Source organism: Uruburuella testudinis (assembly GCF_022870865.1).
Taxonomy (GTDB): Bacteria; Pseudomonadota; Gammaproteobacteria; order Burkholderiales; family Neisseriaceae; genus Neisseria; species Neisseria testudinis.
In genome coordinates this window covers 1,929,973-1,949,307 of the sequence record NZ_CP091508.1, presented here as the reverse complement: position 1 = coordinate 1,949,307, position 19,335 = coordinate 1,929,973, and the positions used below count along the sequence as shown (strand labels likewise).

General features: G+C 53.8%; 21 protein-coding genes. 5 read left to right on the top strand and 16 right to left on the bottom strand.

Going from position 1 to position 19,335, the window contains the following annotated elements; genetic code table 11:
• Window positions 1–237: 237 nt before the first annotated feature.
• Window positions 238–741: a Fe-S protein assembly co-chaperone HscB gene (gene hscB / locus LVJ83_RS08925; protein WP_244784165.1), complete on the bottom strand. Its 504-nt coding sequence runs from the start codon at window positions 739–741 to the stop codon at window positions 238–240.
• A 739-nt stretch (window positions 742–1,480) separates the two neighbouring features.
• Here hscB and LVJ83_RS08920 point away from each other — a divergent pair.
• Window positions 1,481–2,035 carry a hypothetical protein gene (locus LVJ83_RS08920; RefSeq protein WP_244784164.1) on the top strand — a complete coding sequence of 185 codons (555 nt, stop codon included), beginning with the start codon at window positions 1,481–1,483 and terminating at the stop codon, window positions 2,033–2,035.
• Window positions 2,036–2,085: 50 nt separating this feature from the next.
• Here the strand turns inward: LVJ83_RS08920 and iscA are convergent, their stop codons facing one another.
• The 6 genes from iscA to iscR all read right to left on the bottom strand — a co-directional run bounded on the left by iscA (window position 2,086) and on the right by iscR (window position 5,274).
• On the bottom strand, window positions 2,086–2,406 hold the full coding sequence (iscA, locus tag LVJ83_RS08915; RefSeq protein ID WP_244784163.1) for an iron-sulfur cluster assembly protein IscA: 321 nt from the start codon (window positions 2,404–2,406) through the stop codon (window positions 2,086–2,088).
• A gap of 75 nt (window positions 2,407–2,481) precedes the next feature.
• On the bottom strand, window positions 2,482–2,736 hold the full coding sequence (locus LVJ83_RS08910) for a recombinase RecA (protein WP_244784162.1): 255 nt from the start codon (window positions 2,734–2,736) through the stop codon (window positions 2,482–2,484).
• Between the two features lie 32 nt (window positions 2,737–2,768).
• The gene (locus LVJ83_RS08905) at window positions 2,769–3,035 is read right to left on the bottom strand and encodes a DksA/TraR family C4-type zinc finger protein (RefSeq protein ID WP_244784161.1); all 267 of its coding nucleotides are present in this window, start codon (window positions 3,033–3,035) and stop codon (window positions 2,769–2,771) included.
• Between the two features lie 3 nt (window positions 3,036–3,038).
• Entirely contained in the window at window positions 3,039–3,422 is a 384-nt protein-coding gene (iscU, locus tag LVJ83_RS08900; RefSeq protein WP_244784160.1) for a Fe-S cluster assembly scaffold IscU, read from the bottom strand.
• Between the two features lie 166 nt (window positions 3,423–3,588).
• On the bottom strand, window positions 3,589–4,803 hold the full coding sequence (locus tag LVJ83_RS08895) for an IscS subfamily cysteine desulfurase (protein WP_244784159.1): 1,215 nt from the start codon (window positions 4,801–4,803) through the stop codon (window positions 3,589–3,591).
• A gap of 27 nt (window positions 4,804–4,830) precedes the next feature.
• Entirely contained in the window at window positions 4,831–5,274 is a 444-nt protein-coding gene (gene iscR, locus LVJ83_RS08890) for a Fe-S cluster assembly transcriptional regulator IscR (protein ID WP_244784158.1), read from the bottom strand.
• Window positions 5,275–5,674: 400 nt separating this feature from the next.
• Here iscR and LVJ83_RS08885 point away from each other — a divergent pair, with 400 nt between their 5' ends.
• From LVJ83_RS08885 to LVJ83_RS08875, 3 genes are all read left to right on the top strand, one after another.
• Entirely contained in the window at window positions 5,675–6,832 is a 1,158-nt protein-coding gene (locus tag LVJ83_RS08885; RefSeq protein ID WP_244784157.1) for an alpha-hydroxy acid oxidase, read from the top strand.
• Between the two features lie 326 nt (window positions 6,833–7,158).
• Window positions 7,159–8,313 (top strand): ATP phosphoribosyltransferase regulatory subunit, encoded by a 1,155-nt coding sequence (locus LVJ83_RS08880; protein WP_244784156.1) that lies wholly within the window; start codon window positions 7,159–7,161, stop codon window positions 8,311–8,313.
• Between the two features lie 45 nt (window positions 8,314–8,358).
• Window positions 8,359–9,657 carry an adenylosuccinate synthase gene (locus LVJ83_RS08875; protein ID WP_244784155.1) on the top strand — a complete coding sequence of 433 codons (1,299 nt, stop codon included), beginning with the start codon at window positions 8,359–8,361 and terminating at the stop codon, window positions 9,655–9,657.
• An 884-nt stretch (window positions 9,658–10,541) separates the two neighbouring features.
• Here the strand turns inward: LVJ83_RS08875 and LVJ83_RS08870 are convergent.
• The 9 genes from LVJ83_RS08870 to LVJ83_RS08830 all read right to left on the bottom strand — a co-directional run bounded on the left by LVJ83_RS08870 (window position 10,542) and on the right by LVJ83_RS08830 (window position 18,295).
• Complete coding sequence (locus LVJ83_RS08870) at window positions 10,542–12,212, bottom strand: AMP-binding protein (protein WP_244784154.1); 1,671 nt, start codon at window positions 12,210–12,212, stop codon at window positions 10,542–10,544.
• Between the two features lie 63 nt (window positions 12,213–12,275).
• Complete coding sequence (mnmA, locus tag LVJ83_RS08865; RefSeq protein WP_244784153.1) at window positions 12,276–13,379, bottom strand: tRNA 2-thiouridine(34) synthase MnmA; 1,104 nt, start codon at window positions 13,377–13,379, stop codon at window positions 12,276–12,278.
• A 274-nt stretch (window positions 13,380–13,653) separates the two neighbouring features.
• Window positions 13,654–14,691, bottom strand: a complete 1,038-nt coding sequence (locus LVJ83_RS08860) for an amidohydrolase family protein (RefSeq protein WP_244784152.1) — start codon at window positions 14,689–14,691, stop codon at window positions 13,654–13,656.
• Between the two features lie 348 nt (window positions 14,692–15,039).
• Complete coding sequence (locus tag LVJ83_RS08855; protein ID WP_244784151.1) at window positions 15,040–15,729, bottom strand: type 1 glutamine amidotransferase domain-containing protein; 690 nt, start codon at window positions 15,727–15,729, stop codon at window positions 15,040–15,042.
• A 93-nt stretch (window positions 15,730–15,822) separates the two neighbouring features.
• The gene (locus LVJ83_RS08850; RefSeq protein ID WP_034616138.1) at window positions 15,823–16,122 is read right to left on the bottom strand and encodes a DUF1330 domain-containing protein; all 300 of its coding nucleotides are present in this window, start codon (window positions 16,120–16,122) and stop codon (window positions 15,823–15,825) included.
• A gap of 231 nt (window positions 16,123–16,353) precedes the next feature.
• Entirely contained in the window at window positions 16,354–17,031 is a 678-nt protein-coding gene (locus tag LVJ83_RS08845; RefSeq protein WP_244784150.1) for a carboxymuconolactone decarboxylase family protein, read from the bottom strand.
• Between the two features lie 37 nt (window positions 17,032–17,068).
• A complete protein-coding gene (locus tag LVJ83_RS08840; protein ID WP_244784149.1) occupies window positions 17,069–17,479 on the bottom strand; it encodes a cupin domain-containing protein in 411 nt (136 codons plus the stop codon).
• A gap of 83 nt (window positions 17,480–17,562) precedes the next feature.
• On the bottom strand, window positions 17,563–18,042 hold the full coding sequence (locus tag LVJ83_RS08835; RefSeq protein ID WP_244784148.1) for a (R)-mandelonitrile lyase: 480 nt from the start codon (window positions 18,040–18,042) through the stop codon (window positions 17,563–17,565).
• 103 nt (window positions 18,043–18,145) lie between these two features.
• On the bottom strand, window positions 18,146–18,295 hold the full coding sequence (locus tag LVJ83_RS08830; protein WP_244784147.1) for a hypothetical protein: 150 nt from the start codon (window positions 18,293–18,295) through the stop codon (window positions 18,146–18,148).
• Between the two features lie 143 nt (window positions 18,296–18,438).
• Between LVJ83_RS08830 and LVJ83_RS08825 the strand changes: the two genes are divergently transcribed.
• Window positions 18,439–19,332 carry an AraC family transcriptional regulator gene (locus LVJ83_RS08825; RefSeq protein ID WP_244784146.1) on the top strand — a complete coding sequence of 298 codons (894 nt, stop codon included), beginning with the start codon at window positions 18,439–18,441 and terminating at the stop codon, window positions 19,330–19,332.
• The last annotated feature ends 3 nt before the right edge of the window (window positions 19,333–19,335 follow it).

Here is a 19,335-nt window from a genome sequence, read left to right as displayed (position 1 = left end):
GAATAAAAATCCCCCCCCCCATAAACGAACTGTCAGGACACCCTAGGAAATGAATAAAAAGTGCTGCGGCGCTGCTTTGTGAATGGGGGGATAAGGGTTTCCACGCCGGAAAAGCCTTTTGAAAAGCTTTCAGCTAATCCGCACCCATATCGGTATTTGAGGCCGTCTGAATGTTCAGACGGCCTCAAATTTATTTAAAAACATCGGTTTGCCCAATCTGCTTTTTTTTAAATGGATTCAGGCTTGGGCGGCGTAAATTTCTTGGCGCAGTTTGTTTAAAAAACGCCCCTGCCGCACCAGCGCAGCGGCTTGTTCGTATTGGGTTTGTGCAAAGGCCGTCTGAAGGTTTTGTTGTAATGCCGTTTGCTCGTGGCGGATTTCGGCATCTAAAGCAGCCAGAGCGGCTTCATCATTTTGGGCGCGGGCATCTTCCAGCGTTTCGCGCCATTCCATTTGCTGCATCAGAAATTCGGCGGCAAACGAGGTGTGTTCGGGCGCATCGGCATCGATATTGTGTTGTTTCAGCAGATAAGCGGCGCGGTCGATGGGGGATTTCAAGATGCGGTAGGCCTCGTTAACGGCAGACGACATCATCATGGCCTGTTTTTGTTCAAAGGCAGATGTGGCGGCAAATTTGTCGGGGTGGAAGCGCGCGGCAAGGGTATGGTAGGTTTGCTCGAGCGAGGCGGTGTCGATGTCGAAGCGCGGTTCGAGTTGGAAGAGGGTAAAGTATTGATTCATGGTGTTTCCGGCTTATGGATGTTACAGGGCGGATGGCGGCAGCGCTCTGCTTGTTGCGCGCATGGCTTTGCCGTGTCTGATGGCCATCATCAAAATTATTTGAGGCCTTGGCAAATATTTTTCCGGCGTGAAAGCACGCCATGACGCTGTGATTCAGATGCAGGCGGGAATCTGTATGTGGCCGGAAAAGTTATTTTAAATCATGGCTTGAATACCGGCTATGGATCTCGGGCTTGCGCCGGCATGATGTTACATAATGTTAATCGAACGCTTACGGGCTGCTTCACGGGCATTTTGCAAAGATTTTAATGCGGCTGATTGCAGTAGGCCGTCTGAATGCAAGATATCTTAGGGTGTTCTGACCATTCATATATCATCATCTTTTTGCGCTAAAAGCATATCTGCTGCGTTTTTTACCTTTTTGCATCTATACTTTATATCACAAAAAATCTGAAGCATTCTGAATGGTCGGGATACCTTGGTATGCCCTCGAACAACTGCTTTCGAGCGGTTGACGATTTGCCGGGTTCAGGTCTTCTATTTCGAATGGGTATTCAAGCGGTTTAGACAGCCGGGTGAAACGGATGCTTACGTTGCAAAAAGCCGCGCCAGCCGGTTTGTTTGATAACGGTTTGTGCTTTATCGGCAGCATAGTTGACGGCGGTGCGGATGTCTTCTGGACAGCCTGCTTTGTGGCGCAGGGCGAGCAGGCTGCGGTGCGGGCAATGGTTTTGTCGGTATGGTCACACAGTTGCTGCAACAGCTTGACAGCGGCAACAGAGGGCACGGCATGCAAAACGTCGATGCAGCGCAGTTGCCAAGGGCGAATCTGCGCGGGCAGCGCTTCGGCAAGGTCAAGCCAGTCTTGTGTTTGAAAAGATTGCAGGCAGGCTTCGGCTTCAAACAGGGCGCATTCGTGCCAATAGTCGTTGGAAAAGTGTTGGCTGCGGTCGAGCAGCCGGTGCAGTTGTGCAAACATAACGCAATACCCGTGGTTATTATCATCGATTACGGTCGGGCCGGGCCTGCCGTATTTTTTATCGCGGTTGCGGACATGGTTGTTTGCAGGCGGATTCTATGGGGAATCTGTTTGCATTTGTATGACCACAACTTTTCACAAAGTATAACGTTTTATTGGCGGAGTAAAAACTCTATGCCGGGGTGTTCTGAAGTTGTTTATACGGGGATTTTTGTTTCTGTAAATGCAGATATCAGGCAAAAAAACGCGGCAAGATTAGGCATCTTGCGAGGTTTTTTTAATGCGGCAGATGTGCTTTTATCACAAAAAATCTGAATCATGCTGAATGATCAGAACCCCCTAGGCGCTGCTTTTCCAATGCAATATTACACGTGGAAGCTTTCGCCGCAGCCGCATTCGTCTTTCACATTCGGGTTTTCGAATTTGAAACCTTCCTGCAAGCCTTCTTTGGTGTAGTCTAATTGTGTGCCGTCGAGGTAAACATGGCTTTTGGGATCGATAAATACTTTCACGCCGTGGCCTTCGAATACGATGTCTTCCGGTTGGATTTCATCAACGAATTCGAGGGTGTAGGCCATGCCGGAGCAGCCGCTGGTTTTCACGCCCAGGCGGATGCCTTCGCCTTTGCCGCGGCGGCTGAGGAAGTTTTGAATATGGTTGGCGGCATTTTCAGTCAGGGTAATCATTGCCTTGTCCTTAAGTCTTTCATCTGTCTTAAAAATTGCGGATGCAGTCGGTGTTACAGACGGCCTTGATGTATATTACAGGCCGTCTGAAAGGGATAAACGTTGTTGCGCCCAGCAAACGGCGGTTTGTATGGCGGCGCGGGCTTGCGGGCTGTTGCGCCAACAGGTGCTGCCGGTTAAGGCGGCGCCTTGCTGCAATATGGTTTCCACATCGGCGGCGGCCAGTTTGGCGGTGTCGTCCAGCGCCATTTGTTGCAGGCGTTGCAAAACGGTCGGGCCGATGCCTTTTTGTGCCCATAAAGATTGTTGTTCTGCTGTGTTGAAAGGCATCGGGTTTCCTTTTGGGGCGGCTGAATTTCAATTTACTTCAATTGGCTGTCTTTGCTTCCCCGTCGGTTATAGGCCGTCTGAAACTTTTCTTGCTCATCGTGCAGTTGCCGGCAGGCGATACATAATTGCACACCGGGTAGGGCGTGGCGGCGGGCGGCGGGGATGGGGTCGCCGCATTCGGCACATTCGTGCGCGCTTTCGCCCTGCGGCAGTTGGGCACGGGCATGTTGCAGAGCATCATTGAGCGAATCGTCAATCTGTTGCTGCTCCGCACCATCGGGCGCCCAACCGCTTGCCACCGGTTAGTTGCCTTTTTTCTTTTTATAGTCGGAAACGGCGGCTTTAATCGCGTCTTCGGCCAAAATCGAACAGTGCACTTTTACCGGCGGCAGTTCCAACTCTTCGGCGATTTCGCTGTTTTTAATCGACATGGCTTCATCGAGGCTTTTTCCTTTGACCCATTCGGTAATCAGCGAGGAAGAGGCAATGGCCGAACCGCAGCCGTAGGTTTTGAATTTGGCGTCTTCGATGATGCCGCTTTCGTTGACTTTGATTTGCAGCTTCATCACGTCGCCGCAGGCCGGGGCGCCGACCATGCCGGTGCCGATGCTGTCGTCGTTTTTGTCGAACGAGCCGACGTTGCGGGGGTTTTCGTAGTGGTCGATGACCTTGTTGCTGTATGCCATGATGTGGATTCCTTGTGGTTGTCTGTTTTATTTAAGGCCGTCTGAAGGGAATTCAAGTGTTCGGGCGGCGTGTAGTCTGCTTTGGTTGAGTGGCTTGCGGGCAAGTTGATATTTGCATCGGGTTGGCAGGCCGCCTGAAGTTTTTCAGACGGCCTTAATATATTGCTTAATGTGCCGCCCATTCAACGGTGCTCAAATCGATGCCTTCTTTATGCATTTCCCACAGCGGCGACAATTCGCGCAGTTTGCCGATTTTTGATTTAATCAGTTCGGCGGCGTATCGCACTTCTTCTTCGGTGGTCATGCGGCCGAAGGTGATGCGCAATGAAGAGTGTGCCAGCTCGTCGTTACGGCCGAGTGCACGCAATACATAGCTCGGCTCCAGCGAGGCGGAAGTACAGGCCGAGCCGCTGGATACGGCCAATTCTTTCACGGCCATAATCAGGCTTTCGCCTTCCACGAAGTTGAAGCTGATGTTGAGGTTGGTGGGCACGCGGTGTGTTAAATCGCCGTTGATATAGACTTCTTCGATGCCTTCGATGCCTTTGAGGAATACATCGCGCAGCTTGAGGGCGTGGGCGCGGTCTTGTTGCAATTCTTCGCGTGCCAGACGAAACGCTTCGCCCATGCCGACGATTTGGTGGGTGGGCAGGGTGCCGGAGCGGAAGCCGCGTTCGTGACCGCCGCCGTGCATTTGCGCTTCAAGGCGGATACGCGGTTTTCGGCGGACATACAAGGCGCCGATGCCTTTGGGGCCGTAGATTTTGTGGGCGGACATGCTGAGCAGGTCGACTTTGACTGCTTGCAGGTCGATAGGCTCTTTGCCGGCGGCTTGGGCGGCGTCTACGTGGAAAATGATTTTGCGTTCGCGGCAGATTTCGCCGATGGCGGCGATGTCTTGCACCACGCCGATTTCGTTGTTCACCCACATCACTGATACCAAAATGGTGTCGTCGCGGATGGCGGCTTTGAGTTCTTCCAAATCAATCAGGCCGTTTTCCTGCACGCCCAGATAGGTGACTTCAAAGCCTTCGCGCTCAAGCTCGCGCATGGTGTCGAGCACGGCTTTGTGTTCGGTTTTCACGGTAATCAGGTGCTTGCCTTTGCTTTGGTAAAACTGTGCGGCACCTTTGATGGCGAGGTTGTTGGATTCGGTGGCGCCGCTGGTAAACACGATTTCTTTGCTGTCGGCGTTGATCAGCTTGGCGATTTCGCTGCGGGCGTTTTCTACCGCTTCTTCGGCGGTCCAACCGAAGCTGTGGCTGCTGGAGGCGGGGTTGCCGAACAGCTCGGTGAGGTAGGGAATCATTTTGTCGGCCACGCGTTTGTCGATGGGCGTGGTGGCGGCGTAGTCGAGGTAGATCGGGGTTTTAACAGTCATGGCGGTGGTCTTTCTTGTTGTATTGTCTCAATGAATGTGGGTAAAGGTAACGATTTTGCCGTCGTTGGCGGCTTGTCGGTTAATCATGCTTTGCAGGGTAACGCTGCTTAAATAATCGTTGATGGTTTTATTCAGGTTTTCCCACAAATCGTGGGTCAGGCAGGGGGCGCCGTGGTGGCAGTTGGCTTTGCTGTTGCATTGGGTGGCGTCGAGCCTGTCTTCGGCTGCGGCGATAATTTGGGCGATGTTGATATCGGCGGCATCGGCAGCCAATATATAGCCGCCGCCGGGGCCGCGTATGCTTTCTACCAGCCGGGCGCGGCGCAGTTTGCTGAAAAGCTGCTCTAAATAAGAGAGGGAAATGTGTTGCCGCTCGCTGATGGCGTTGAGCTTGACCGCGCCGTGTTGGGCGTGCATGGCCAAATCAATCATGGCGGTTACGGCAAAGCGGCCTTTGGTGGTCAATCGCATAATGATGCGCCTGTGTTCGGTGTGTTTTTATGGGGTAATTGTCTAATATCTGAGTGAATCAGTCAAGTATAGAAATGTGCCGATTGTTTGTCGCTATGCGGATATGAAAAATACCAATAACAACATCGGTCGGCGCAAAGATGTAGTGGTTTGTTGTTTAGCATGATGTATTTAAACGCAATTCGCTTATGCGGCTTTCAGACGGCCTGAAAAATGCGTTGGCGCGGCTAACGCTTTCTTAATGAAAGCATTTGCAATCTTGGGAAGCTTGGTATAAATTCACATAAATTTGCTGCTTGCGGTAATTTAATGCCGTCTGAAAACCGTTTGGGGCGGTATTTGATTATGGCAGGGGCTTTTGTTGACAACACTTCACAACAAATATCGAAGGTAATACACAATGAAACGCGATTTGAGCAAGATGACTTGCATCGAAGACCTGCGCCGGGTAGCGCAGCGCAAAGTGCCGAGAATGTTTTACGATTACGCCGATTCCGGCTCGTGGACCGAAACCACCTACCGTGAAAATACCACTGATTTTCAAGATATCAAATTCCGCCAAAAAGTGTTGGTGGATATGGAAGGCCGCAGCCTGGCCACAAAAATGATCGGCCAAGAGGTGAAAATGCCGCTGGCGATTGCGCCGACCGGTTTTACCGGCATGCAGCATGCCGACGGTGAAATTTTGGCTGCACGCGCGGCCGAAAAATTCGGTGTGCCGTTTTCATTGTCTACCATGTCGATTTGCTCGATTGAAGATGTGGCGGAAAACACTACTGCGCCTTTTTGGTTTCAGCTTTATGTGATGCGCGATCAGGAGTTTATGGAAAACCTGATCAAACGCGCGCAGGCGGCCAATTGCTCGGCGCTGATTCTGACTGCCGATTTACAGGTGCTCGGGCAGCGCCACAAAGACATCAAAAACGGTTTGTCTGCGCCGCCGAAACCCACACTGGCCAATCTGATCAATCTGGCAACCAAGCCCGAGTGGTGCATGAAAATGCTCAACACCGAGCGGCGCACATTCCGCAATATTGTCGGTCATGCTAAAAATGTGGGCGATTTGTCGTCGCTTTCTTCTTGGACAGCCGAGCAGTTCGACCCGCGTTTGAGCTGGGACGATGTGGCGCGCATTAAAGATTTATGGGGCGGCAAGCTGATTATTAAAGGCATTATGGAACCGGAAGATGCCGAAATGGCCGTAAAAAGCGGTGCGGACGCATTGATTGTGTCTAACCACGGCGGTCGCCAGCTCGACGGCGCGCCGTCGACCATCAAAGCCCTGCCTGACGTGGTGAGCGCGGTGGGCAGCGATATCGAGGTGTGGATGGACAGCGGTATCCGCAGCGGTCAAGATATTCTGAAAGCCTGGGCGCTGGGCGCACGCGGTACCATGATCGGCCGCGCTTTCCTCTATGGCTTGGGCGCTTACGGCGAAGAAGGCGTTACCCGCGCGCTGGAAATTCTGTATAAAGAAATGGATGTGTCGATGGCATTTACCGGCCACCGCGACATTCAGAATGTTACCAAAGATATTTTGGTTAAAGGCACATACTGATTCTGATTGATGGGCAAAATCAGGCATAAGGCCGTCTGAAACGATAGGGTTTCAGACGGCCTTTGTGTAGCAGATATGATGCCGGATGCCGTCTGAAAGTATCTGCCGTGCCCAAGCGCTTTGCGGATGAAAAACAGGCTGCACGAAAGTGTATTTTTATGTTAAAGTCTGATTTTAATAACACGGCGGATTATGCCGCCACAGGGGCTGTTTAGATTTAAAATCAGGCGATAATGACCACACACAGGTATATCCGGCGTTGTCGCGCCGCTTGATTTTAAATGTAAGCAGCCCTTGCCACGTTTACCGATAATAGAAAGAATCCCATGCAGTCTTGGCAATTACCCGAGCACATTGCCGACATTCTGCCCTCGACCGCGCGCCAGCTTGAAAGCGCGAAAGAGCAGCTGTTGGCTCTGTTCCGTGTACACGGCTACGAATTGGTGCACCCGCCCCTGATGGAATACAGCAACTCGCTGCTTACTCACATCGATGCGGGCTTGGCATTGAAAACCATTCGGCTGGTCGACCAAATCAGCGGCCGCCAGCTCGGCATCCGTGCCGACATCACCCCGCAAGTGGCGCGTATCGATGCACATCTGTTGTCAGCCAACAACGGCATCAACCGCTTGTGCTATGCCGGCTCGGTGCTGCATGCCCGCCCCGATGGTTTTTTAAATACCCGCGAACCTTTGCAGGTTGGGGCAGAGTTGTACGGCTTGGCCGGCATTGAGGCCGACATCGAATTGATTGATTTAATGCTCAAAAGCCTGCAAATCGGCGAAATCGGCGATTTGCTGCTTTCGCTCGGCCATGTCGGCGTGTTCCGCGCATTGGCCGGCGCGGCGGAGCTGGATGAAAAACAGTCGGCGCAACTGCTCTCGCTGATGCAGGATAAAGATGCGGCGGCGGTGCACGCGCAGGTAAGCGTGTGGAAACTCGACGGCATGTGGGCGAAAGCATTTGCGCTGTTGCCCACGCTTTATGGCGGCCGTGAAGTGCTGGATGAAGCGCGTGAAAAATTGCCCGATTTGTTTGCAGTGGGCGCAGCGCTGGATGATTTGCAAGCGGTTTGCGAAGCGTTTCCCCGACAAAATGTACACATCGATTTGTCTGAGCTGCGGGTGGATAACTACCACACCGGCTTGCTTTATGCCGCCTACGGCAGCAAGTGTCATGATGCGGTGGCACGCGGCGGCCGTTATGACGGCTTGGGCGAATATTTCGGCCGCGCCCGCCCGGCCACCGGCTTCAGCTTCGACCTGCGCACCTTCACCGGCCGCCTGCCGCGCAGCGAGCGCCTGCCGGCCATTGCCGTGGCGCAGCAGGATGCGGCGCAGGCAGCCGAAATTATTGCCCAGCTGCGTGCTGAGGGGCAGTGCGTGGTGGTGGATTACGGCATCGAATCGAATGCCAGCCGCGACATCAACGCCCGTTTGGTGGCACAAGACGGCAAGTGGACCATCGTTGAGCAGGCTTGAAGTCAAGATTTTTAGTTTCGACATTTATATTTAAGGTATCGGAAAATGGTAAAAAACGTGGTAGTAATCGGCGCCCAATGGGGTGATGAAGGTAAAGGCAAAATTGTAGACTGGCTGGCGGAAGAAACCAGCGGTGTGGTGCGCTTTCAGGGTGGCCACAACGCCGGCCACACTCTGGTAGTGGGTGGTAAAAAAACCATTTTGCGCCTGATTCCGAGCGGCATTCTGCATGAATCACTCGACTGCTTTATCGGCTCCGGTGTGGTGGTCAGCCCCGAAGCACTGTTGGGTGAAATCGATGAACTGAATGCCGCCGGTGTGAAAAACGTGGAAGGCCGTCTGAAAATCGCACCGACCTGTACCGTGATTCTGCCTTACCACATCGCGCTCGACCAAGCCCGCGAAGCTTCACGCGGCGCCGGTAAAATCGGCACCACCGGCCGCGGCATCGGCCCGGCTTATGAAGATAAAGTTGCCCGCCGCTCCATCCGTATGGTTGATCTGCTCAATCCCGAAGCGTTGAAAGCCAAGGTTGAAGCGAATCTGGCTTATTACAACGTGCAATTGCAACACCTGCACAATACCGAACCGGTAAAGCTGGAAGATGTGATGGCGCTGATTGAAAAAGTGGCGCCGCGCATCACGCCGATGCTGACTGATGTATCGCGCACGCTGTATGATAAAAACCAAAAAGGTGAAAAGCTGCTGTTTGAGGGTGCGCAAGGCACATTACTCGATATCGACTACGGCACTTACCCGTTCGTAACGTCTTCCAACTGCTTGGCCGGCGCTGCTTCTGCCGGTGCCGGTGTGCCGCCGCAAATGCTCAATTATGTGTTGGGCATTGTGAAAGCCTATACCACCCGCGTAGGCTCCGGCCCTTTCCCCACCGAATTGTTTGACGACATCGGCGCCGGCTTGGCCGAGCGCGGCAACGAATTCGGCTCGGTAACCGGCCGCGCCCGCCGTTGTGGTTGGTTTGATGCTGCCGCGCTGAAACGCTCGATTCAGGTCAACGGTATTTCCGGTATGTGCATCACCAAGCTGGATGTGATGGACGGCATTGAAAACATCAATATCTGCGTGGGCTACGAGCTGCCCAACGGCGAAAAAACCGATATTTTGCCATTTGGCGCCGATTTGGTGGCCGAATGCACACCGATTTACGAAACCCTGCCGGGCTGGAGCGAATCGACTTTCGGTGTGAAAAGCTACGATGCGCTGCCGCAAAATGCCAAAGCCTATTTGAAACGCATCGAAGAAGTGTGCGGCGCGCCGGTGGCGATTGTATCGACCGGCCCCGACCGCGAAGAAACCATTGTATTGCAACATCCGTTTGCTTGAGCAGGCGTTAAGGGGTCAAAATACTTTTGACGGAACAGTTAAGGCCGTCTGAAGGTTTGAACGGTTTACAAAAAACCGGATATTATCGGGTAGCTGATAATGTCCGGTTTTTTAGTGGCTGCAAATCATTCAGTTCTGTCGGCGGTAAGACTCATACCAAATACCAACAAGCAAGAATATGTACTTGTATCCGGCAAATGGTTTGATATTCTTGTGATTTCAAATGATTGCAGCCGTCTGAAAAATGTCGGATTCAATCATTCGCCCCACATCGTGTATCATGTGGGTTTTGCTCACGAAAACCCTGCGCGTGTAATACCCATTCACAAAAATAACCTAACGGCGTTGGCTTGCCTGAGCTCGAAGAGGACTGGTTTCGCTAAGGCGCTGAAGCGCCAAGTCAACTAGCCCCGTACTAGCTGTACTGTCTTCGGCTCGCCGCCTTGTTAGCTTACTTTTGTGAATGGGTATAAAGGCCGTCTGAACGAAGATGCTTTCAGACGGCCTTGCTTGTGTGCAGAATAATACCCGTTCACAAAAGTAAGCGAATGAAGCGGGTCAACAGCATCAGGTTATTTTTGCATAAAGAGTCCTTGACTGCTTTACCCCCACCCTAACCCTCTCCCGCTGGAACGGGGGAGGGGACAGAGTGCGGCAACCTCAACCGAATGCGGCCGGATAACTTCATTCCGCTAACCCGACAGTCGGGTAATTATCTGATTTGTATAAAAATACTGTGCGCCGTAATGCCTGCCCGTGCGTATAAATCATTTTCGATCAGTTTCCTATCGTAAACTACTTATTTTGAATTTAACCATCGCTTTGGAGTGCAGTTTATCTTTCAGACGGCCTTGATTGGTGGGAAGTGATCGGTGTGGCGGCCATCAGCTCTGTTCGCTGTCGCGCAATTCGCGGCGTAGGATTTTGCCGACGTTTGATTTGGGCAGCTCGTCGCGGAATTCGATGTTTTTCGGCACTTTGTAAGCCGTTAGCTCGCTGCGGCAAAAGGCGGTTAATTCTTCTTGGGTGAGGGAGGCATCTTTTTTGACCACAAACAGTTTCAGCGCTTCACCGGTTTTTTCGTTGGGCACGCCGATGCAGGCCACTTCGAGCACTTTGTCGTGATGTGCCACTACTTCTTCGATTTCGTTGGGGTAAACGTTGAAGCCCGACACCACAATCAAATCTTTTTTGCGGTCAACCAGTTTGAACCAGCCTTTTTCATCCATTACGGCAATATCGCCGGTTTCGAGAAAACCGCGCGCATCAATGGCTTTGGCGGTTTCTTCGGGGCGCTGCCAGTAGCCCTGCATCACTTGCGGGCCTTTTACCCACATTTCGCCGGGTTGCCCTTGTGCGGCCGGGTTGCCGTTTTCATCGCGCAATTCGATGTCGGTAGAGGGCACGGGCAGGCCGATGCTGCCGGTGTAGGCGGGGATATTCAGGGGGTTGCAGCTGACGCCGGGGCTGGCTTCGGTGAGGCCGTAGGCTTCTACAATCGGGGTGCCGGTGATGCTTTTCCATTTTTCGGCCACGGCTTTTTGGGTGGCCATGCCGCCGCCGAGGGTAAGCTTGAGGCCGGAGAAATCCAGCCCGGCAAATTCGGGGCGGTTGACCATGCCGTTAAATAAAGTGTTGACGCCGATAAACACGCTGATTTTGTTTTTGGTCATGTCGCCGATAAAGCTTTTCATGTCGCGCGGGTTGGTAATCAGCAGGATTTTGGCGCCGGCTTGGGTGAAAATCATCAGATTAACCGTCAGCGCGAAAATGTGATACAGCGGCAGCGCGGCAATCACGGTTTCTTTGCCTTCGCGCAGTTGGTTTTTAATCCATGCCGCGCCTTGCAGCATATTGGCGCAGATGTTGCCGTGGCTGAGTATGGCGCCTTTTGCCACGCCGGTGGTGCCGCCGGTGTATTGTAAAAAGGCGGGGGTGTCGCGGTTGAGGGCAACCGGCCGGAAGCTTTGTGCCGCGCCTTGTTTTAAGGCCGTCTGAAAGGCGATGGCATTGGGAATGCGGTATTCGGGCACCATTTTTTTGATTTTGCGGATAACGAAATTCATCAGCCCGCCTTTGAGGGTGCCGAACATTTCGCCGATGTTGGCGATAATCACGTGTTTGATTTGTGTGCGCGGCAGCACCAGCTCCAGTGTGTTGGCGAAGTTTTCCAGCACGACGATGGTGGTGGCGCCGCTGTCGTTCAGTTGATGCTCTAATTCGCGCGGGGTGTAGAGCGGGTTGGTGTTGACCACCATCATGCCAGCTTTGAGGGCGCCAAACAGGGCGATGGGGTATTGCAACACATTGGGCATCATGATGGCCACGCGCTCGCCTTGCGGCAGCTTGAGTGTGTTTTGCAGAAAAGAGGCAAAATCAGCCACCAGTTTGTCGGTTTCGGCATAGCTGAGGGTTTTGCCCATATTTTGAAATGCGGGGTTGCTGCCGAATTTTTGCACGCTTTGTTCGAATACATCGATAATCGAGTGGTAGCGGGTGAGGTCGATTTCGGCGGGCACGCCTTGTTCGTAGCTTTGCAGCCAGACTTTCTCCATATCTGATTTCCCTTTTGTATCAGTCAATAAAGGCCGTCTGAAAGGGTTTCAGACGGCCTGGTGTTATCCGGTGATAATCACCGGTTTGTCGGTGCTCATGATGATGCCGCCGCCCAAGCAGATTTCGCCGTCATACAATACGGCGGATTGGCCCGGCGTTACCGCCCATTGCGGTTCGTCAAACGTCAGCTCGATGGTGTTTTCATCGAGGTATTTCAGCGAGCAGGCGGCATCGGCCATGCGGTAGCGGGTTTTGCAGCTGTAGCGGCCTTCGGCGGGGCGCTCGGGCAGGGTGAAGCTCAAGTCGTTCATGATTAATGTGTCGGTAAAGAGCAGCGGATGATCGTGCCCCTGCACTACCGTTAATTCGTTTTTGGCCAAATCTTTACCGGCCACAAACCACGGCTCGCCTGCGCCGCCGATGCCCAGGCCTTTGCGCTGGCCGAGGGTGTAGAACATCAGGCCGACGTGTTCGCCCACGATTTTGCCTTCGGGCGTTACCATGTTGCCGTTGTTGGTGGGCAGGTATTTTTGCAGGAATTCGCGAAACGGGCGCTCGCCGATAAAGCAGATGCCGGTGCTGTCTTTTTTGGCGGCGGTGGGCAATTGAGCTTCGGCGGCCAAACGGCGCACTTCGGGTTTTTCCAAATCGCCGAGCGGAAAAATCGCGCGTTCGAGTTGGAAGGGCTGCAAGCGGTAGAGGAAATAGCTTTGGTCTTTGTTGGGGTCGAGGCCTTTGAGCAGATAATGGATGCCGTTGCGGATTTCTTTGCGCGCATAGTGGCCGGTGGCGATTACATCGGCGCCTTGCTCAACCGCATAATCGAGAAAGCATTTGAACTTGATTTCGGCATTGCAGAGCACATCGGGATTGGGTGTGCGCCCGGCTTGATATTCCTGCAAAAAATAGGCAAAAACGTTGTCTTTGTATTGGGCGGCGAAATTCACAATGTCGATGTCGATATCGATGATGTCGGCCACCGCCATCGCATCGAGTGAATCTTCTTTGATACTGCAATATTCGTCGTTGTTGTCGTCTTCCCAGTTTTGCATAAACACGCCGCGTACCTGATGTCCGGCTTGTTGGAGCAGATAGGCGGTTACGGAAGAATCGACACCGCCGGAGAGGCCGACGATGATGTTTTGAGGGTTGTTTTGAGTGTGCATGGTGCAAATATGGGGAAAGCCGCTGCAATTTAAAGCAGAGGCCGTCTGAAATAATCGGTAAAGTGAGATTTTACCATATTTTCAGACGGCCTGAGTGTGCGTTAGGACACCCTAGGGTGTCCTGATGTGCCATATATCATCATCTTTTTTGCGCTAAAAGCACATCTGCTGCGTTAAAAAGCCTCGCAAGATGTCCAATCTTGCTGCGTTTTTTGCCCGGCATCTGCACTTTATATTGCAAAAAATCTGAATCATTCTGAATGGTCAGGACACCCTAGTCCCCCAGAGCGAACAGTTTTTCGGCATTGCCGTGGGCGAATGCCTGCCGCTGTGTCTCATTCAAATCGGCTTGTTCGACAAAGCTGCGGCCGTTTTCCAGTGTTTGGTAGGGGTAGTCCATTGAGAAAATCAGCCGCTCGGCACCAACGGTGTCGCGCACAAATGCCAGCATGGCCGGCTCCAGCATGCCGCTGGGGGTAACGTAAACGTGTTCGCGGTAGGTTTGCGAGAGGCTGCGGCTCAGGCCGGTTACTTCGGGCGGCAGCGCCACATCGAGGCGGGAGAGGTAAAACGGCACCATTTCGCCCCAATGGCCGGAAATGATTTGCAGCTTGGGGTGGCGGTCGAATACGCCGCCGACCATCATGCGCACCACTTGCACGCCGGCTTCATGATGCCAGCCCCAGGCAAAATAACCCAGGCGGGCATCGATTTCGGCATCGAAGCCGGCGTAATAGGCTTGCTGAACGGGCGCAGCGGTCAGGCCGGGGTGCACATACAGCGGCACGCCCAATTCGGCGAAAGCGGCCAGCGCTTCATCGTAACGCGGGTGGTCGAGAAAGTTTTCAGACGGCCTGCCGTTAATCAGGGCGCCGCGCAAGCCCAATTGGGTAACCGCGTGCTCCAGCTCGCCGGCCACGGCTTCGGGTGTTTGCCAGGGCAGGGTGGCCAGCCCGGCAAAACGGTCGGGGTGGCGGCTGACGGCATCGGCCAGATGTTGGTTGGCGGTGCGCATCAGCCCGGCGGCTTGAGATGCGGCGGCCAGCTGCGGTGCGCCGCCATATGACAAGATTTGCATGTCGATACCGTGTTCATCCATTTGCGCCAGCCGTCCGGCGCCGACATCGATGGTCATGCCGGGAATCAGTTTGGGCGAGGCGATGCCGGCGCGGCCTTTTTGCAGCGGCACGGTGCCGTCGTCGATACGGCTGCCCCAGCCGAACATCGGTGCGGCTTCGGCCTGCATGGCGGGCAGGGTGGCGGCGGCCAGTGCGGGGGTGTTCAGGTGTTCTTCGATACAGATGATTTTCATAAGGGTTTCCTTGCCGGCGGGCGTTAAAACGGGTCGGCGGTGTGATTCGGAACGGTGTGTTGCGCTGTGTGCGGCCGGCACGGCGGCAGTCAATATCCATGCGGCGGCGGCTTTTAAAAAACGGCGGCGGTTCATAACGGGCAGTGGTGTGGCGGAGGATAAATTCTATTCACAAAAGCAAGCCGGCGGGTTGAAGTTTGTGCAAATGGTATGCTTAAAAATACAGGTAGGCGGGTTTGCGGCGGCTTTATCGGCAGCTAACGTTTTGTGAAGAGAAAATAGGCCGTCTGAAACCCAGGCCGTCTGAAACATAACCGGCAGTGTTCAGACGGCCTGAGGTTTTGCTGTTTATCGGCCGTTTAACGCATCCCGCAGCACTTCGCCCAAGCTGGCGGCGGATTGCGGGTTTTGGCCGGTAATCAGGCGGCCGTCTGCTACCACTTTGTCGGACCAGTTCGGCGAATCCTGATGATGTGCGCCGCGTTCGTTCAGGGTAGAGGCGAGCAAAAACGGCACCACATCGGTGGATTGCACTTCTTCCTCTTCCGCATCGGTAAACGCGGCCACGTTTTTACCGGCGACCAGCAGGCTGCCGTCTGAAAGGCGTGCGTTTACCAGCGCTGCAGGGCCGTGGCATACGGCGGAAACGATGCCGCCGGCTTCATAGATTTCGCGGATGGCTTTTTGCGCAGCGGCATTGTCGGGAAAATCCCACATGGTGCCGTGGCCGCCGGCAAAGAAAATCGCGGCGTAGCGGCCGGGGTCGATATCGTCGATGCGCAAGGTGTGGGCGATGGCATGGCGGAAATTTTCATCGGCCCAGTAATGTTTGTTGACCGGGTCGTTCATGTCTTCCAAACCGTCCAGCGGTGCGGCGCCGCCTTTGATGGAGGCAAATTCTACTTCAATGCCGGCTTGTTGCAGTTTTTCCAGCGGGTGGGTAACTTCGGCCAGGTTGAAGCCGGTGGGAATGCCGGTGTCGCCTTTTACCTCTTGGCTGGTGACAACGAATAATACGGGTTTGTTTGGCGTGTTCATAATAGGGCTCCTGTGTGTGGATAGGGATAGATGAGGCCGTCTGAAAAACAAGTTGTGCCTGCGGTGTTCAGACGGCCTGAAGTTGTTGGCCGATTACTGCGCCAAGCCGTCGATAATATAGGCACGGGTGCGCGCGGCTTTTTGGCGGATGGGGATAATGGCTTGGTAAGCGGCCGAGTGGTACCAGGCTTGTGCTTTTTCCATATCGTCGAATGCAATCACGGCCATGCCGCCTTTAACGGTGTCGCCTTCCAACGATACCACATTGTGGTCGAGGGAAACCAAACGGCCGCCGAACGGCTCAAGTGTTGCGCCGATTTGGGTGAGGTAGGGGGTCATGCCTTCGGCATCGGAAATTTCAAATTCGGCGACAAATAAAGCAGGGTTGTTCATTTTTTGCTCCTGAGTGTGGAAGATAAAATTAAAACTGAAACGGAGTGCAAAGGGGGTATCCGTTTCGACAAGATGCAGTTTAAACGGCTTGCTGGATGAAGTGTAGGCTGCTTTTGTTGTAAAGATATTTTCCATAAAGGCAATAATCCGCCCGATAAAAAAGCCTGTTTGATACCCGGTTAGACATAAATGGGCATCAAACAGGCTTTCGGATATCGGCAGCAGCGCCGGTTACAGCGCTTCAATGGCTTGCAGTTGTTCGTCTGTGAGGCCGTTGTGTTTGCCGATGGCTTTGTGGGCGTTTAATTGAGATTCCACGCCGTTGATATTCGCCAGTGCGGCGATGGTGATGATTTCGCGCTCCTGCCAGTTGAGCAGGTCGCTGGCGAAGATGTCGCCGAAAAGATGGGTTTTCAGGTAGCGGTCGGCATCGGGGGCGAAGTCGAACAGCGCACCGCTCACGGGCTGGCCGACCAGCTCGGTTTGGGTTTGCGTGCCTTTGTGCAAGATATCGGTATCGGCAGGCAAGGGCGTGGCGGTGCGGCCTTCGCGGGTGGCAATACCTTGCGCCTTGCGGCTGTTTGTGACGTTCATCAGGGTGGTCAGCGCATTGAGGCTGCGGGGAAAGCCGCAATAAGCATACAGCTGCACTAACGCATCTTTGGCTTCGTTGACGCTCAGGCCGTTATCCAGCGCCTGATTGAGCGCGGCGGCAAGTGCGGTTTGGTCGCCCCGGGCAGTGTATTTGCCGATGAGGGCGAGGTCTTGTTGGCGGGTGGTCAACATGGTGGCTCCTGTGCTACGGCTACTGATTTCTGTTGCCTGAATCGCGGGCGCAGCGGCCGTTTGTGCGCACGCGGTAAGTGCAAACAGGCAGGCAAGTGTGATGAGCGGTTTGGTGAGGGGCATCGGCTTTCCTTTCTTGGGCGTGATCAAACGGGTGTCATCAAGCATGTTCAACAGCGGCATATTCTTCCTCGGTAACCGCTGCGCACCATTCGGTGTGGGCGCCGGCTTGCGGCACCATGATGGCGATGTGGGAAAACCAGCTGTCTTTTGCCGCGCCGTGCCAATGTTTGACATCGGCGGGAATATCGATGACCACGCCGGGAACCATGGCTTGCGCGGGCTTGCCCGCTTCTTGATACCAGCCGCGCCCGGCGGTGCAGATCAGCAGTTGGCGCTGGCCGTGATGGATATGCCAATGGTTGCGGCAGCCCGGCTCGAAGGTAACGTTGTGGGCGGGTGCATCACCGTCGGCAAGATTGGCAAGATAGCTCTGACCGGTGAAATATTGGGCGTAGGCATCGTTTTTTTCGCCAAGGGCAAACATTTGCGCAAAAGGGTGGCTGTTCATTTCAATCTCCTGATTGTGGCATCCGGTAACGGTATCGACAGGTTTATCTGCCCGCCGAGCCTATTGCTGGGTTTGTTTCACTTTTAATGGCTGTGATATTGGGCATCGCTCACTTTTTCCAGCCACTCAACGTTTTTACCGTGTTCATCGCTGGCGGTGAGGGCGAGGTGGGTCATGCTGCTGCCGGGTGCGGCGCCATGCCAATGTTTCACGCCGGGCGGGCACCAAACCACATCGCCGGGGCCGATGGCCTGCTTCGGTTTTCCCCATTCCTGAGTATAGCCGCTTCCGGCGGTCACAACCAACCGCTGCCCTTTCGGGTGGGTATGCCAGGCCGAACGTGCGCCGGGCTGAAAGGTAACATAAGCGCCGGATTCGTGATTGTGTTCATTCGGGTCAAACAGCATATCCACACGCACATTGCCGGTGAAATATTGCTCGGGGCCGGCGAAGGATTGCTGTGCGGCAGCGCGGGTAACGGTTTGCACCGGCTCCGTTGCGGCGGCTGACAACACAGTCGGGGCGGATGCGGCGAGGGCAATCAGCAAAGCATAAGGTTTCATGGCGGTATCCTTTGAAAGTTAAACGGCGGGTTGGAAGATAGTGTGAATAATTTTATTTGAATCTGTTGTTGCTTAAAGTGTATCTCGGTTATTCAGACGGCCATTAGCCTATTTCTCGCCAATTTTTGCCTGATTGTCTGAAAAAATGTTTTTTTGCTTGGTGCGCTTGCAAAGGCAGCGTAGAATCATCTGAAATTTTAGGCAAGCTTGATGGGTGATGCTTATTATCAAAGGGTAAGGTGTTTTCAATCATACCTGTTTGATATCTATCTGAAAAAATGTAGGCGGCTTCACTTTTAGTTTGCTTGCAGCTTGATGATTCAGCCGATTAGGCAAAGGTTGTCTGATGGAAAAGTTTGCCTAATCTTATGCCGTCTGAAAAGAAAAGGAAATAGGATGGATACTTTATTCAAACTGGCAGCACGCCACGCCGTTGATATCATGCCCGGCACCACCGATTATCCGCCGCACCGCTTGCTGGCAGATGTAACACCTTACCGTTTTTCTGCGCCCACCAAACCGGAAACCTGCATCGAAACGCCGTTTTGCGCACTGGTGTTGCAAGGTGAAAAAAATGTGTTGGCCGACAACCGCCGCATGCAGCTTCGTGCCGGCCACATCAATCTTGCCGCTGCCAACATGCCGATTACTTCCAGTATCGTTACCGCCAGCGCCGAGCAGCCTTATTTGGGTGTGATTTTCCGCCTTGATCTCGATGAAATCAGCCACCTGATCAGCGAACACCATTTGCAACCGCCAAGTATCGGCGAACAAAGCCATGTTGCACTGGCCGACACCACGCCCGAGCTTAGCGATGCCTTTCGCCGCCTGCTTGCTCTCCTCGACCGCCCGGACGCCTGCCCGATACTCGCGCCGCTGATCCGCCGCGAAATTCATTATTGGCTGCTGCAATTGCCCGCTGCGGCCATTTTGTTTCAAGCCGCATTGAGCGGCAGCCAAAGCTACCGTATCCGCCGCGCAACCGAATGGCTGCGCCACAACTTCAGCCGCCCTTTATCCGTGCAAGCCCTGGCTGAATATGTACAAATGAGCCTTTCCAGCTTTCATGCTCATTTCCGCAGTGTAACCGGCATCACACCGCTGCAATTTCAGAAACAATTGCGCCTGCAAGAAGCCCGGCGTTTGATGCTGAGCGGCGAATGTGATGCAGGCGGTGCCGCCTTCAGTGTCGGTTACGAAAGCGCCAGCCAGTTTTCGCGCGAATACCGCCGCCATTTCGGCGCACCGCCTGCCCAAGATATTCACCGTTTGCAGGCCACAGCATCATGAGCT

What these genes read in the sequence shown, in the direction of transcription:
- LVJ83_RS08895 (WP_244784159.1), bottom strand. Translation starts at nt 4,803, where the DNA reads ATGACTGTTAAAACCCCGATCTACCTCGACTACGCCGCCACCACGCCC.
- hscB (WP_244784165.1), bottom strand. Translation starts at nt 741, where the DNA reads ATGAATCAATACTTTACCCTCTTCCAACTCGAACCGCGCTTCGACATC.
- mnmA (WP_244784153.1), bottom strand. Translation starts at nt 13,379, where the DNA reads ATGCACACTCAAAACAACCCTCAAAACATCATCGTCGGCCTCTCCGGC.
- iscA (WP_244784163.1), bottom strand. Translation starts at nt 2,406, where the DNA reads ATGATTACCCTGACTGAAAATGCCGCCAACCATATTCAAAACTTCCTC.
- iscR (WP_244784158.1), bottom strand. Translation starts at nt 5,274, where the DNA reads ATGCGATTGACCACCAAAGGCCGCTTTGCCGTAACCGCCATGATTGAT.
- LVJ83_RS08880 (WP_244784156.1), top strand. Translation starts at nt 7,159, where the DNA reads ATGCAGTCTTGGCAATTACCCGAGCACATTGCCGACATTCTGCCCTCG.
- LVJ83_RS08830 (WP_244784147.1), bottom strand. Translation starts at nt 18,295, where the DNA reads ATGATTGAAAACACCTTACCCTTTGATAATAAGCATCACCCATCAAGC.
- LVJ83_RS08840 (WP_244784149.1), bottom strand. Translation starts at nt 17,479, where the DNA reads ATGAACAGCCACCCTTTTGCGCAAATGTTTGCCCTTGGCGAAAAAAAC.
- LVJ83_RS08850 (WP_034616138.1), bottom strand. Translation starts at nt 16,122, where the DNA reads ATGAACAACCCTGCTTTATTTGTCGCCGAATTTGAAATTTCCGATGCC.
- LVJ83_RS08875 (WP_244784155.1), top strand. Translation starts at nt 8,359, where the DNA reads ATGGTAAAAAACGTGGTAGTAATCGGCGCCCAATGGGGTGATGAAGGT.
- LVJ83_RS08855 (WP_244784151.1), bottom strand. Translation starts at nt 15,729, where the DNA reads ATGAACACGCCAAACAAACCCGTATTATTCGTTGTCACCAGCCAAGAG.
- LVJ83_RS08920 (WP_244784164.1), top strand. Translation starts at nt 1,481, where the DNA reads ATGGTCACACAGTTGCTGCAACAGCTTGACAGCGGCAACAGAGGGCAC.
- LVJ83_RS08870 (WP_244784154.1), bottom strand. Translation starts at nt 12,212, where the DNA reads ATGGAGAAAGTCTGGCTGCAAAGCTACGAACAAGGCGTGCCCGCCGAA.
- LVJ83_RS08860 (WP_244784152.1), bottom strand. Translation starts at nt 14,691, where the DNA reads ATGAAAATCATCTGTATCGAAGAACACCTGAACACCCCCGCACTGGCC.
- LVJ83_RS08825 (WP_244784146.1), top strand. Translation starts at nt 18,439, where the DNA reads ATGGATACTTTATTCAAACTGGCAGCACGCCACGCCGTTGATATCATG.
- LVJ83_RS08835 (WP_244784148.1), bottom strand. Translation starts at nt 18,042, where the DNA reads ATGAAACCTTATGCTTTGCTGATTGCCCTCGCCGCATCCGCCCCGACT.
- iscU (WP_244784160.1), bottom strand. Translation starts at nt 3,422, where the DNA reads ATGGCATACAGCAACAAGGTCATCGACCACTACGAAAACCCCCGCAAC.
- LVJ83_RS08910 (WP_244784162.1), bottom strand. Translation starts at nt 2,736, where the DNA reads ATGCCTTTCAACACAGCAGAACAACAATCTTTATGGGCACAAAAAGGC.
- LVJ83_RS08845 (WP_244784150.1), bottom strand. Translation starts at nt 17,031, where the DNA reads ATGCCCCTCACCAAACCGCTCATCACACTTGCCTGCCTGTTTGCACTT.
- LVJ83_RS08885 (WP_244784157.1), top strand. Translation starts at nt 5,675, where the DNA reads ATGAAACGCGATTTGAGCAAGATGACTTGCATCGAAGACCTGCGCCGG.